The 13,413-nt window shown below is 62.5% G+C and carries 12 protein-coding genes; all 12 read left to right on the top strand.

Annotated features, from left to right (window positions below; all coding sequences use genetic code 11):
* The first annotated feature begins 28 nt into the window (after positions 1–28).
* Positions 29–3,703, top strand: a complete 3,675-nt coding sequence (locus tag L8F97_RS11215) for a D-alanyl-D-alanine carboxypeptidase family protein (protein WP_242149624.1) — start codon at positions 29–31, stop codon at positions 3,701–3,703.
* The gene (locus tag L8F97_RS11220; protein ID WP_242149626.1) at positions 3,703–4,296 is read left to right on the top strand and encodes a hypothetical protein; all 594 of its coding nucleotides are present in this window, start codon (positions 3,703–3,705) and stop codon (positions 4,294–4,296) included. Before L8F97_RS11215 ends, L8F97_RS11220 begins: the two co-directional genes overlap by 1 nt.
* Entirely contained in the window at positions 4,296–4,883 is a 588-nt protein-coding gene (locus L8F97_RS11225) for a hypothetical protein (RefSeq protein ID WP_242149629.1), read from the top strand. Before L8F97_RS11220 ends, L8F97_RS11225 begins: the two co-directional genes overlap by 1 nt.
* A gap of 9 nt (positions 4,884–4,892) precedes the next feature.
* Complete coding sequence (locus tag L8F97_RS11230; RefSeq protein ID WP_242149632.1) at positions 4,893–5,315, top strand: DUF6950 family protein; 423 nt, start codon at positions 4,893–4,895, stop codon at positions 5,313–5,315.
* A gap of 168 nt (positions 5,316–5,483) precedes the next feature.
* Positions 5,484–7,979 (top strand): phage tail protein, encoded by a 2,496-nt coding sequence (locus L8F97_RS11235; protein WP_242149635.1) that lies wholly within the window; start codon positions 5,484–5,486, stop codon positions 7,977–7,979.
* A 9-nt stretch (positions 7,980–7,988) separates the two neighbouring features.
* The gene (locus L8F97_RS11240) at positions 7,989–8,522 is read left to right on the top strand and encodes a hypothetical protein (RefSeq protein ID WP_242149638.1); all 534 of its coding nucleotides are present in this window, start codon (positions 7,989–7,991) and stop codon (positions 8,520–8,522) included.
* A complete protein-coding gene (locus tag L8F97_RS11245; RefSeq protein WP_242149640.1) occupies positions 8,519–11,140 on the top strand; it encodes a cellulase family glycosylhydrolase in 2,622 nt (873 codons plus the stop codon). The genes L8F97_RS11240 and L8F97_RS11245 overlap by 4 nt, the downstream gene beginning before the upstream one ends.
* Before the next feature lie 25 nt (positions 11,141–11,165).
* Positions 11,166–11,438 carry a hypothetical protein gene (locus L8F97_RS11250; RefSeq protein WP_242149643.1) on the top strand — a complete coding sequence of 91 codons (273 nt, stop codon included), beginning with the start codon at positions 11,166–11,168 and terminating at the stop codon, positions 11,436–11,438.
* Positions 11,439–11,482: 44 nt separating this feature from the next.
* On the top strand, positions 11,483–11,896 hold the full coding sequence (locus tag L8F97_RS11255; RefSeq protein WP_242149646.1) for a hypothetical protein: 414 nt from the start codon (positions 11,483–11,485) through the stop codon (positions 11,894–11,896).
* A 31-nt stretch (positions 11,897–11,927) separates the two neighbouring features.
* Entirely contained in the window at positions 11,928–12,212 is a 285-nt protein-coding gene (locus tag L8F97_RS11260; RefSeq protein ID WP_242149649.1) for a hypothetical protein, read from the top strand.
* Between the two features lie 110 nt (positions 12,213–12,322).
* Entirely contained in the window at positions 12,323–12,883 is a 561-nt protein-coding gene (locus L8F97_RS11265; protein ID WP_242149652.1) for a glycoside hydrolase family 108 protein, read from the top strand.
* Positions 12,880–13,254, top strand: coding sequence for a hypothetical protein (locus tag L8F97_RS11270; protein WP_242149654.1), 375 nt, complete (start codon positions 12,880–12,882; stop codon positions 13,252–13,254). The genes L8F97_RS11265 and L8F97_RS11270 overlap by 4 nt, the downstream gene beginning before the upstream one ends.
* Positions 13,255–13,413 lie beyond the last annotated feature (159 nt).

Consider the following 13,413-nt stretch of genomic DNA (forward strand, 5'->3'; position numbering starts at 1 on the left):
ATCGCCGCTACATGTAAGAGGACGCGGCATGGCCGATCAAACCGAACGCCTGTTGCTTCAGGTGGACGCGGCGACGGAATTGCTGCGCCGTCACCTTGCCGAAGGCGAGCAGCCGCTAGACCGGTTCGAGGCGCGTGCCCGCAAGATGGGCGAGAACGTCGACCGCGCGATCGGCGACATGGGGAAGCGCTTCAGCACTTTCGGTGCTCTTGCCGAAAGCGCGGCCGATCGCGCGCAGAAGTCGTTCGAGTCGAGCTTCAGCCAAGCGCAGCGGCTCGCGGCCACGGCCGTTAAGGGTCCGACGATCGAAGGCCGGGTGAACCTCGGCGCCGACGATATCCGCGCCGGGGCAGCTGCCGCGCAGGAACAGGCCCGCGCCTTCGCCCTGATCGGCGAAGCGGCCGAGCGCACTGCGATCGAGACGCGTGACACCAGCGAGGCAACGCGCCTGTTCATTGCCGCCACCTCGGCGTCGCGGATCGAGGCTGAGCAAAAGGCTGCGGCGCTGCTCGCTGAGGCTGGCGCGCTCGAACGCGTCGAGATCGAGTTGCTACAGAGTGCCGAAGCAACCGAACTGTTCGTCAATAAGCACAAGCGCATTGCCGAGGCTGCGGCCGAAGAGCAGCGCCTCGCCGCCAGTTCGGCCGAGGCGGCGCGCGAACAGCGCAGCCTAGCGTCCTCGGCAGACGCCCTTCGCGCCTCAATCGACCCGATGTACGCGGCGCAACAGCGCTTCGACGCGGAACTCACGCGGGCCGATGCGCTGCTTGCGGCCGGCTCGATCTCGACGCGTGAGTACGAAGCGGCGGTGCGTCTCGCCACGGCCGCGTTGCAGACGCATGCGGCGCAGGTGACCGGCGTTGCCGATCGGCAGCGTGCGCTTGCGGCGACTGCGGCGGAGGCGGCTCGCAATGAGCGTGCGCTCGCCTCCGCTGCGGATCTGCTCCGTTCCGAGCTTGATCCAATGTACGCGGCGCAGAAGCGGTTTGACGACGAATTGAACCGCGCCGACGCATTGCTGCGCGCCGGCACGATCCACCAGCGCGAGTATGATGCGGCAGTGTCGCAGGCGCGTGCCAATCTCTACGCGCACGCGCAGGCCGTCGCCGGCAGCACTGGCGCCACCACACGGCTGACGAGCAGCCAAGGCGCCTTGCGTGCCGCTATGACGGGTGTGTCCTATCAGGTGCAGGACACGTTCACCCAGATCAGCATGGGTGCGAACATCCTGAATGTGGTTGCCATTCAAGGCGGGCAGCTGGCCGGGCAGTTTGCCAACATCGAAGGGAAGGCCGGCAACTTCGCGCGCTTCATGATCGGGCCGTATGGTCTAGCCATAACCGCCGCGTTGCTGATCACCGGGCCGCTGGTAAGCAAGATCTTCGACCTCGGCAGCGAACTCGACAAGGCGGTCGACAAGCAGAAGAAAGATGCCGAGGCGACCGACATCGCGCGCCGCGCCAAACTGCTCTTCTCGACCAGCTTGGACGGTGTGACGGCCGCTTTGCGCGATCAGGATGAGGCGCTGCGGAAAACCGCCGAGAACGAGCGTAGCGCGGCCGAGCGCGCCAACATTGCCGCCAAGTCGAAGCGTGATGAAGCGTTGGCGATCCGGCAGGCGACAGCCGCTCGTTTGGCCGATGCTGTATCGCAGGCGCAAGCCTTCCAACGTGCTGCATTGGCGGAACAGCAGCACGGGAAGGGCGACGGCGCGACGTTCGCGGCTCAGATCGCGGACGCCAGAGTAAACGGGCTGCAAGACCAACTGGCGAAAGCCAACGAACAGGTCACCAAGGCTGAGCGTGAGTTAAACGTCAGTCGCGTTGATCTCGCGGCTGAGCAGGCCGCAACCGCCATCGATCCCGTCAAAGCCGTTACCAAGCTCTATGACGATCGGATCAAGGCGCTGAAGGATCAGCAGCGCGAAGAGGCGCGGCTCGGCGCCGTTGTCGGCGCGCAGTCAAAGCAGCGCCTGCAAGAGTTGGAAGCGCAGAAGAAGGCGGCGATCGACGCCGCGCAGGCGAAGGTTGCCGCAGCCAAGCGGACGGCGAGCGGTTCGGGCAATAACCAGCTGGGGCGTGAAATCAGCGTCTCTGAAGCGCGCGCGATCGTTGCCAGCATTGGCGGCACTGTCACCAGCGGCTTGCGCACGCATGCCGATCAGGAGCGGATCTACGCCGACAAGCTGGCTGGCCGGCATGCTGGCCCGGTCGCGGTTCCCGGCACGAGTGATCACGAACGCGGGCAGGCGGTCGACATCGCATATGGTCCTGGCATCACGATCGCCAAGATCCGGGAGGCGTTCGCAAAGCAGGGCGTGGCGCTCCGGCAGATCCTAGACGAGCCGGCGCAGCATGTTTTCCACGTCGCCTTCGGCAAGAAAGGCGCGTCACAGGAGAGCGTCGACAAGAAAGAAGAGGCGGCACGGGTCAAAAAGATCAACGATGATCTCGCGTACAATCAGGAAGAGAAGATCGCGCAAAAGCGACTGACTGAGGCGACCCGGCATTCCGCGCTGACGGAGGAACAGCGTGATCAGGCGATCCGCGACGATATCAACGATCAGGCCGATGCCGAGAACCGCCGCATTGCCGGCGAACTGGACGAAGGCAAGATCAGCAAGGCGCAGGCCGATCACCTGAAGGCCTTGAATGAAGGCACCCGAACGCAGCAGCTGGCGAACGCCAAAGCCGATGCTGGATTTCGCAAACTGAGCGAAACCTTCGAGGCGCAACAGGACGACTTGCAATCACGTCTCGCCATGCTTCGCATAAGCGAAGATATGGCGGTCACCGAAGCCGATCGCCGTAAAGTCTCGCGCGAAATCCTCGATATCGAGCAGGAGTTGCGGCGCAAAGCGCTCGAACGCGAACGCGACACGTCGCAAGATCCGGCGGTTGTGCAGCGGGCGAAAACCTCGCTGGCGAAGCTGCCGGCGCTGGACAAGGCCGAAGACCAGCAACTCGACAAGCGTAACGCCGGGCCGCTCGATCAGTACAAAGATCGCTTGAAGCAGAACGTCGGCGACATCAACGAGTCGCTCCAGCGCGTCGCGGCTAACGGGCTGGGGCGGTTCGAGGATGCGGCGTCGTCGGCGATCGGCAGCGCCGTGACGAACTTCCTGCACCTGAAGGGCGTCGTCGGCGAAGTGGCGTCGAGCGTGATCTCCGATCTCGCGCGGATCGCGGCCGAGAAGCTGATCCTTAGCGCTTTCGGCGGTAGCTTCCTCGGCCTCAAGATCGGTAACGTGCCGGGCCACGCGACAGGCGTGGTGCCGGGCTTCGCGGACGGGATCATTCGCGGACCCGGTACGGGCACGTCGGATAGCATCCTCGGCCACATGGAAGGCAAGGGGCTGATCCGCGTCTCGAACGGGGAGTCGATCCTCACGGCTGCGGCGACACAGGCCAATGCGCCTTGGCTCCGCGCCATGAACCGGGGGCTGAAGCTGCCGGCGTTCGCCACGGGCGTTGTCCCGAACCTGCGATCGCCGCAGCTGCCGGACCTGTCCGCAGGCAATCGCGGGCAGCGTCTCGCGGTCGACCTACATGCGAAGGTCGATGCGTCCGAGGATCTGAACGTGAAGATCCAGAGCGTTGCGGCGCGAACGGTCGGCGCCGCAGCGGAGCCGATTATGTTGGGTGCGAAGACGAAGACGATCCGGGCGCTCAATCGCCCGGTGCTGCCGGGAGGGTGGGGCTGATGCTGATTACCATGCCGGCAGCGCCGGTTCCGGCCAAGGTTGAGTGGAGCTTCGATCAGCCGGTGCAGGTCAACCGGAGTGAGTTCACCGGTAAACGTCGGGCGACGATCCTCTCCGCAGCCCCGCGTTGGTATGCTGCGGTCACACTTCCGGCGATCATCGGTGAAGACGGGGTGCTCGATTGGCGCGCGTTCGTCGTCGACTGTGACGGAGTGGCAAACAGCTTCCGCGTGATCGCGTGCGAACGCGATCAGATGGGGGGCAATCCGAACGTGGTGGTTTCGGGGGCCAACCAAGGCGGTCACGCGCTCGCAACCGCCGGCTGGGGCGATCCGGGACCGAAACTAAAGCGTGGTCAGTTCGTGACAATCGGCGACCAGCTGGTGATGCTCATGGCGCCTGTGATCGCTGATGCGAACGGGCGAGCTACCTTGAACTTCAAGGCATACCTGCGCCTGTCGCCTGCGGACGGCGCACAGATCGAGGTGAGGCGGCCTTACGCCGTCATGTCGATGAGCGATCCAAAGAACGGCTGGATCGTCGACGTTGGGCAAAACTACGCCGTTACCTTCCCATGTGAGGAAAGCTTCTAGTGGACAGCAGGCCAGATGCCGCAGCGAACGCCGCGCTTGCGGCCGACGTGCGGCGCCCGGTGACGTTCTGCTTCCTCGATCTCGCGAGCGGGCCGATCTACGTCACGAACGCGCCGTACAGCTTCACGTTCGCCGGCACAGGTGACGAGGATCTCGACGGCAAAACCTTCGCCGCGGTTGATCCGCGCTTCGTCTCGGTCGGCCCGGTCAAGGCGCAGGAAGGCGGTTCCGATACGCTCGTGCTGACGCTTTCCGGCCTTGCCGGCGTCGACGACGAGATGATGACCGAACTTGGCGATCGCACGAACTATTCGGGCCGCGACTGCCGGCTCTGGCGGGCGATGCTCAATCCGCAGGATCTGACCCGGATCGGCGCGATATGGTCCTACTTTACCGGCTACATGTCGGTGCCGAAGATTGTCGGCGATCGGACGAGTCAAACCGTGCAGCTGAGCGTCGAAACCTACCTCGCGTTTTTCGGGCAAGCCTCGAACCGCACGTATCTCGACCAACAGAGTTACGATCCCGGCGATCGCTCGGCCGAACTGGCGATCGCGATCGCCAACGGCGCTAACAAACGCACCTGAAAGACGCCCATGTATCGCAAGCCCGATTGGGATGCGCGGCTTGCCGCGTATCTCGAACCCCTCCGCACGCGTACCTTCGAGTGGGGCGCGCATGATTGCTGCACCTTCGCGGCCGGGGCGGTCGAGGCAATGACCGGCGTCGATCCGATGCCGGAGTTCCGGGGCCGCTACTCGACCGCGATCGGCTCGGCTCGCGCGCTCACCCGGTTCGGCAAGGGTTCGTTGGAAAAGACGCTCGACGCCAAGTTCGAGGGCGTGTCGGCCGCGCTCGCGCATCGCGGCGACATTTTGATGTCGGGCGGGGCGCTCGGGATCTGTTGGGGTGCAGCGCTGATCGCTGTGGGTGTTGAAGGTCAACGGGAAGGTCTGGTGATGATCGAGCGTCGTCGCTGGACCGATGCGCGCGCGTGGCGCGTGCAGTTCGGGTTCTGAGCGATGGCAAAGGTTCTAAAGATTGCCGGCCTCGTTGTCGGCGCGGCCGTGCTTGCCGTCGCGACCGCTGGCGCCGGTATCGGGCTGGCGGCGGGTTTCTCGCTGACGACCTCGATCTCGGCCGGCATCGGCGCGATCGGCGGGCTTGTCGGGATCAGCGCCGGCACCTTGCTGGTAGGCGCGGCCGCGCTGTCGACGATCGGCAGCGCGCTTTCCAAGCCGCACGTGCCGGCGTCGCAGACAGATCGGCTGCTCGCGACGATCGATCCTCGTGCCTTCCGTAAGTCGGTGCTCGGCCAAACCGCGATGGCGACCGATATCCGGTATGAGGAATGGTCGGGCAACGATCAGGAATATTGCGATTGGATCGTTGCACTCGCGAGCCACGGCATCGACGGCGTTGAAGAGATCTGGCTCGATCAGGACATGGCGTGGTCGCAAACGACCGGCGTCACGTCCAAGTTCAACGGCTACTTTTCCGTACCGAATATCGTGCTTGAAGGCACGCCCGCAAACGCGTTCACCTTCGCCAGTGGCAAATGGAACCAAGCCGCGCGTCTAACCGGCTGCGCGTATCTGCGGATGCGCTTCAAGGTCACAGGCAACGGCAAAAAGGCGACAAGCCCATTTTCTAGCTCGATTCCGTCGCGGATCACGATCATCGGGCGCGGCGCGAAGCTGTACGATCCCCGCCGTGACTCGACGGTGCCGGGCGGTTCGGGGCCGATGCGTTGGGATGATCAGTCGACCTGGCGCTACACGGCCGACGACGGCGCCGTAATCGGTGAGAACCTCGCGCTTCAGATCCTCCGCGTCGTGCTCGGCTGGCGCATCCGCAACCCAGTCACGGGCGAGATGCGTCTGGCGGTCGGCTCTGGCGTGCCCGGCCGGCGTCTCGATATGGTTGCGTTCCAAGTCGCGGCAAACCTCTGCGACGAGCTTGTGAACCGCTCCGCAGGGGGCACTGAGCCGCGCTATCATGGGGCAGGCGTGATCTCCGAGGGTGATGACCCTAAGCAGATCCTCGATATGCTCTGTGCGGCTTGCTGCGGGCGTTTTCGGGATACTGGCGGCAAGCTCGCCCTTGTGATCGCGCACAATGACCTTGCTGTCGCTGCAACCGACGACGGCTTGAATGAGGATGACCAGATCGGGGCGTTTACTTGGGACCCCGACCCCGCTCTTGAAGCGACGCCGAACGTCGTGCGCGGCCGCTACGTCGACGCGACTTCGGCCTCCCTCTACCAGCTTATCGACTATCCTGAGGTACGCATTGCCAGCCCGGACGGGCAGGACCGGATCATGACGCTCGATCTGGCCGTGGTGGAAAGCCCCAGCCAAGCGCAGCGGGTGGTAAAGCAGGCCCTCGAACGCCGGCAATACCAGCGCAGTTTCTCGTCGACGTTCGACATTCGTGCGTGGAAGTACACGGTCGGCGACGTTCTGCCGTTCACGTTCGCCCCGCTCGGCTTCAAGCGCGCGCTTTTTCGTGTCGCGTCGCAAGAGCTGGGGCAGGGCGGCACGTGCGATATGACGCTCTCTGTCGAGCATCCCGTGATCTATGCATGGGATGCGAGCGACGCGCCGCCCGTGCTTGCGGCCGATCCGATCGTCTATGACAAGGGCAACAATCCGCTGATCCTCGCGATCGGCGAGGCGGCAAATACGGCGCTTTGGAGCGGCGTTGTCGACGATGACGGGAAGAAGCCTGAGGACAATGCAACCTACGGTGCGCCTTACGATAGCCCGGTCGCTGGAAAGCCGGCCTTTGAGGTTCTGAAGGATATTCAGGACAACATCACTTCGCTTTCAAACTTGCTCGGCAAGAACTCCGATCTCACCCGCCTGATCAACGAAGTCGGCTACATCAAGGGACAGTCGGCAGCGACCTTTGCTGAGCATCTAGAGACGAACATCAACGACGGGCTAAGTTCCGTTCGCGGTTTCCTCGATCTAATCGCGTCTAAAAGCCCGGACGGCACGTCAGCGATCCTCAACAGCGAATTGACGTTCGCCGGCCCGGACGGGACGGGGGCGAAAAGCCTGAAGGAATTGTACGCGAAGTCTGACAAGGCCGACCTAGACGCGCAGTTTCTGCTCGACACGCTCATTGCGCCGGACGGAACCGGCCTTGCGAAGGGCATGTTGCAGGTTAAGGACGGCACGACGATCGCCGGCATCAACCTCACCGCCGGCGGCGAAATCGCGATGCTCGATTTCCTCGCAAATATTGTGCGGTTCACAGATCCGAACAACGGCGGTCCTCCGATCACGCCGTTCTTGTATCAGGACGGCGTTCTTTATCTCGACAATGTTTTCGCCAAGAAACTTACAGTTGAGGGCGTAGCGAACACGTTTGACATCCAAATGGATGAGAACGGCTTCTCGATGAAGATCCCCGGTGGGCCAATCTTCAAGAGCGGAAAGATACGGCAGGCGATTACGGGTGAGCAGACGTTCAACATAGTTTTCCCAAAACCCTTCCCGACCGTCTGCCTTCTTGCGTTCCCAATCGGCTTCATCAACGCCGCAAACAACCTCAAGGATCTCTTCCCACAACAGCAGGGCGAGCCAACACAAGCGGGCTTCTCCATCTATACTCAGGCGACTAGCGGCAACGCGCAAAGCCTAGACGGTATTACTTGGTTAGCTATCGGCTTCTAAGGAAAAGACATGGCAGATCCTACGAACGCAGAGCTTGCTCTGCGGCAAACGGAAACGATCGCGCAATATGAAGCGCTGATGGACGACTACTACGACTTCGCTTTTGGCACGGTCGGTGGTGGCCCGAACGGGGATGGCAGCTATCCATTCCACGACCTGAAGACAGGTGAAGTCGTTTTCCGGAAATGCGCGGCGCAACTAGAGTTCGAGTCGACGATCATGCCGATCGTCAAGCTCGTCGGTAGCAGCAACTTGGTGCTGACGGCGGCCCATAGCGGCAAGAAGATCCTGCCTTTTAATGGCACGCAAGCTGTCAACCTCACGATGGGACCGGATATTCGGCCGGGCTTCAATTGCTTGGTTGAACAGTATCAGGCCGGCAAGATCCACTTTCTAGGTGGGGCGACGGCGGTGCTGCACACCTATCCCGACAAGTACGAGTACAGCGCCGGTCGCTATGCGCACATTAGCGTCACGTGTGACGAAGCGCCGTCGGGCATCAACCAAGTTTGTCTAGCAGGCGGATTGAGCAACATCCCATGACGATCGCGATTACCAGCCTCGGCTTGCTCAATCAGCCGTTTCAATTCCCGCCGCGCTGGTACTCGCAACGTTACACGCCCTACGTCAACGAAGGCGATCCGATCTCGATCGGGATCTGGTGCCTAAACCCAATTCCCGGCGCGCAGGTGCAGGTTTGGTTCACGGGCGGCAACAGCCTTGCTGGTGACGGCAATTACGTCGAAGGCTGGCATACCGTTCTGGCCCGCGCCTGCGCGGCCGTGGGCTGCACGTACACGCCAAACGGCGGATCACCCTATCCGCATGGTACTTTATGCGGCCTGATCGTCTGTGGCCCGGCCTACAATGGCGAGACGATCGTTGCTACGGCAGTCACCCGCAAGAACCGCCGCACCGACGCCAGCCCGATCTATGGCGGGCCGGGTTATCGTGAGATGCAGCTGCTGATCGCCGGGCAGGCTGGCGTGAACGGTCTGACCGACGCACAGGCCGGCAGCGTCAACAGCACGGTTGGCGACATTCCCGACCGGTTCGAGCCGGACGGCACGAAGAACAACGTCGCTCGCAACGTTATCCGGCTTTACGATACCTCGAAACGTCCGGCCGGATCGCCGACGCTGCAACTGGCGGCGTTTGCCGGCGACGGTGTGTCGGCGATCGGCGACTTCCTTGAGGATGGCGACGAGATCGTCGTCAAGGTTCTTACCGCTAATTTTCTGCCCGGCACTCAGATCAAACTCTACGCCGCCAACGATGCGCAGCAACAGACCTCGCCGGGCATCCGCGAGGCAATCCCGCCCGCTGCCGTTGCTGCGCACTGCACGTACACGAAGATTGAATACAGCGAGGCGACCAAGGATCAATGGTTTCGCGGCGTCACCGTCAACTATGAACCCGAGTATTCCGACACAAACCCGGTGAGCTTCAAGTTGACCGTGAAGCGGCCTGTTACGGTTGACGGTACACCGCAACAGCAATTCGATCTGATCGCGCTAGTCGTGCGCGAAGGCACTGCCAATGACATGGCGACGACGAACAACAAAGGTGATTACGATCCAAAGGGGCGTTACGTGCGCGGTGATTACGTGCGCAACCTAAACAATGGCGCGCAGTACATCTGGATCTCCGAAGGGACCGGCAGCACGGCGCCACCCAATGATGACACGATACAGAATGCCGTCTGGCGACTGTATGACCCGGTGCAGGTGTTGCGCGGTTACGTAACGAAATACTTCCGCGACGCAGCACCGCGCTTTTGGGAGGCGCGGGCGATCCGCAATGCTGACGGCACGCTGACGTACACCATCCATAGCCCGATCAAGGATGCAGGCGGCGCGAGCGTGGTAGTGAGCGAGGCTGGCACGGCGCAGATCACCGGCTTCGTGCCCGCACTGGCGGCAGCGGCAGCGGCGCATCCAACCTTCACTTACGACCCTGCAACTGGCCGGCTGGCGTCGACCGCTACCGTGATCGCGGACGCGGATCTGACGTTCACGATCCCGCCCGTCGCGTCGGGCAAGCATATCGTCGTGCTGTCCGCAAGTTCGACGGCTTCGCCGATCACGATCGGTGAGGCGTGTGTGTTCATGACGCAACCGGCGCTTCCGGCCGATCCGGCCAACGTCTACGGCGTGAACGTCTGCGGCGGTGAGTTCTCCGGCAATGGCGACCGCTACGGCACTGACTATCGCTACCCGGCCGATCCCAGCGATCCGAACCCGGCTGTGCGGTACGAAGAGTTCGACTATCAATGGAGCAAGGGGGCGCGTGCTCTTCGCCTGCCGGTGAAGTGGGAGCGCATTCAGCGCGTGTTGTTCAGTGACCTGTCCGGTACGGAGTGGCCGGGCGCGGTCGGCGTGTTCCCGTCCAATACGGCAATGGACATGCTGAGGATCGACGATTGTATCGCCAACTGGCTCGCGCGCGGGCCGGATGCGATCGTGATCTTCGATCTGCACAACTACATGGCCTATCACGGCGATAAGGTCGGGTATGATCAACCGGTACCGATGCCGGCGCTGAACGACGTGTGGATCAAGATCGCGACCCGCTACGGATCAAATCCGCGCGTGTGGTTCGACACGATGAACGAACCAAGCGGCAACGGGCAGCAAGCCAATCGCTGCCGCGAGAACTTCCAATGGCTGATTAATGTCATTCGCGGCCGAACGGACGCGCTCAACAAGATCCTGATCGAAGGACAGCTTTATTCATCGTCTCGTTATTGGGTGAATAAAGGGCAGGCGGCGGAATACTCCGACTTTCACGATCCGGTGAACAACTTCGCCTTCTCGCCGCACTGCTACCTCGACTCTGACGCGAGCGGCACGGCAACGGAGTGCGCGCTCGACGCGGGTAACCGCCTGTACGACATGGTGCAGGATGCGCGCGCGAATGGGTATCGCTTTTGGGTAGGCGAGATCGGCTTCTCGGCGGCGTCAAGCTGCGCCGCGACCGCGCCGGCAACGCTCAAATATATCCGCGACAACAAAGACGTGATCATCGGCTTCTCGGCGTGGGCGAGCGGCCGGCGCTGGGGGGGTGAGCAGAAATACGCCTACGCGATCGATCCGCAGGACTACCTCAACCCCGTCGACAGCGGGCCAATGAAGATCCTCGCGCCTTACCTGAACAACTGACCACCGCTCAACTTCGGAGCCTCACATGACATTGACGGACGTTATACGGCTGGGAGGCTTGGCCTCCTGGGTGTTCTGCCTCGCCTGCCTTACTTCGGCCGTTGTTCGGATCGCCCAACGCCGGCCGCGATACCTCGATCCGATCTGGGGTCTTGTATTTCTGCTCGCGATCAATCGGATCAGCTTCGCCCTGCGGATCTCTCCCGATTGGAGCCGGGCAACGGCGATGATCCTCGCCATCGCGATGGGGCTGATATCGCTATCCTATCAGCGCAGTGATGCGGGTGTCGCGCGATGAGCGGCAATCATAGCCTTGGGGGGCTTCAGGTCGGCTGGGGCGCCGTGTTCGGGTTGCTCAACCTTCTCTTGGGCGGCGGTGTCGTCACCGCTTGGATCAAGCTGCGGCCGAAGATGCGCGAGGTAAACGCAAGCGCCGAGGAAAAGCTGAGAGATGATCTGATTGCCCGCGTGACGAAGCTTGAAGGCGATGCGACCGTTCGAGAACGGGAGCGTGACACCGAACGCGCCCGACATGAGGCCGAACTAGGGATGATGCGGCACCGCCTCAACAATGCCGACCAAGGCATCGAGGCACTGCTGCTGATCCTCGATGACGACGATCTGCCGGAGCGCCTGAAGGTCAAAGTGCAGCGCATCCGTGATCTGCGCGCCCGGCAAAAGGATGCCGAAGAAAGGGAACGCGACACGATCCGCGCCGCAGGGCTGCTCGCGAAGGTCGCTGTGCCGCTCGTCTGATCAAATCGATCGCCATTCAACGGAGAACATCATGACGGACGTTGACCGCCACTGGCGCTACATCATCGCAACGCTGCTGATCTTGGGGTACGTCGGCCTCGCTGCGATATCATTCTTTCATCAGGTGCCGCCTAACAACACCCGGTTCGTCGACGGGTTCTTTACCGGCCTCGGCCCGATTGTCGGTGCCGCAGTGACGGCGGTGTTCAGCATCGGCCGCAATAATACCACGCAGTCGGATGCCAATCTCGCGACGGCGCTCGATAAGCTACCGCCGGTCACCACTGGCACCGGTCCAGCCGTACCGACCGCGTAAGGCGCAGCCGTTCGGCACCTAAGGATGGATCAGTTCCGAACGGCTGCGAGTGGTCGGCCCCCAAGGCGTTCTGACGCGCCTCCAAACCATCATCATCATGCGAGGTAATCATGCCGAAAACAATCGATCAGATGATCGATGATCTTGTCGTGCGCGAAGGTGCGTTCGTCGATCATCCCGCCGATCGCGGCGGCCCGACATGCTGGGGGATCACCAAATCTAAGGCATGCGAGCACGGCTACACGGGCGACATGCGTAGTCTGCCGAAGGGAACGGCGCGCGCAATCTACTGGCAGGATTTTGTCATCGCGCCGGGCCTGAACCTGCTTGCGTTGCGCTCCCCTCGCATAGCGGCCGAGGCTCTCGATACCGGGGTCAACATGGGCGCGCCGTGGGGCGTGATGATGTTGCAGCGTGCGCTCAACGCGTTGAACCAAGGCGGGGCCGATTGGCCGGACTTGGTAAAGGTCGATGGCTCGTATGGCTCCAAGTCTGATGCAGCGCTTGCCGGTTGTCAGCGCGTGCGCGGCAAGCAGCAATGGGAGGACGTGCTGCTCGCGGCGATGAACTGCCAGCAAGGCGATCGCTACCTCGACATTCTCGAACGAAATCCCAGCCAAGAGGCGTTCGGCTGGGGTTGGTTTCGCAACCGCGTGCTGGCGCCAGCATGATCGGCGTTCTCGTTGCACTGGGCGTGCCGCAGCGCTTCGCCAAGGCGGCGCTGATCGTCCTGGCTGTCGTTCTCGCGCTCGTCCTGCTCGCCGTAGGCAAGTGCTCCTACGACGCCGCGATCATCAACGATCACGACGACAAGCGATCCGCCACGATCGCCGCCGATGGACGCAAGGGCGAGGCGAACGCTGCCGTCGATCGCCGCGCCGACGATGCGGCAATCTCCAACCAATCCGAAGAGGTACACAATGCGGTCGACAGCCTTCCCGAAAGCACGACTAGCGCTCGTCAGCATGCTCGCGCTTGCGTCATCCTGCGCCAACAAGCCGACGCCAATTCCGCTCGCATACCAGCATCCACCGGCTGCTGACCTGAAGGTCGAGCAGCTGCCGCAAGCCGGGCCGGAGATCGCCACGTCTGAGCCGGCATACGAGGCCTACAACCAAGCTGTGATGGATTGGGGCAAGCGCGGCTGGGCCGCTGTTGCCCGTCTGTGCCGCTTCTCGCGCAGCATGGGCATGCCGATCGA

It is taken from the genome of Sphingomonas sp. BAUL-RG-20F-R05-02, from assembly GCF_022662305.1.
GTDB lineage: Bacteria > Pseudomonadota > Alphaproteobacteria > Sphingomonadales > Sphingomonadaceae > Sphingomonas.

Coding starts and splice junctions, on each gene's coding strand:
- L8F97_RS11265 (WP_242149652.1), top strand. CDS start 12,323: ATGCCGAAAACAATCGATCAGATGATCGATGATCTTGTCGTGCGCGAA.
- L8F97_RS11270 (WP_242149654.1), top strand. CDS start 12,880: ATGATCGGCGTTCTCGTTGCACTGGGCGTGCCGCAGCGCTTCGCCAAG.
- L8F97_RS11250 (WP_242149643.1), top strand. CDS start 11,166: ATGACATTGACGGACGTTATACGGCTGGGAGGCTTGGCCTCCTGGGTG.
- L8F97_RS11215 (WP_242149624.1), top strand. CDS start 29: ATGGCCGATCAAACCGAACGCCTGTTGCTTCAGGTGGACGCGGCGACG.
- L8F97_RS11245 (WP_242149640.1), top strand. CDS start 8,519: ATGACGATCGCGATTACCAGCCTCGGCTTGCTCAATCAGCCGTTTCAA.
- L8F97_RS11220 (WP_242149626.1), top strand. CDS start 3,703: ATGCTGATTACCATGCCGGCAGCGCCGGTTCCGGCCAAGGTTGAGTGG.
- L8F97_RS11260 (WP_242149649.1), top strand. CDS start 11,928: ATGACGGACGTTGACCGCCACTGGCGCTACATCATCGCAACGCTGCTG.
- L8F97_RS11230 (WP_242149632.1), top strand. CDS start 4,893: ATGTATCGCAAGCCCGATTGGGATGCGCGGCTTGCCGCGTATCTCGAA.
- L8F97_RS11240 (WP_242149638.1), top strand. CDS start 7,989: ATGGCAGATCCTACGAACGCAGAGCTTGCTCTGCGGCAAACGGAAACG.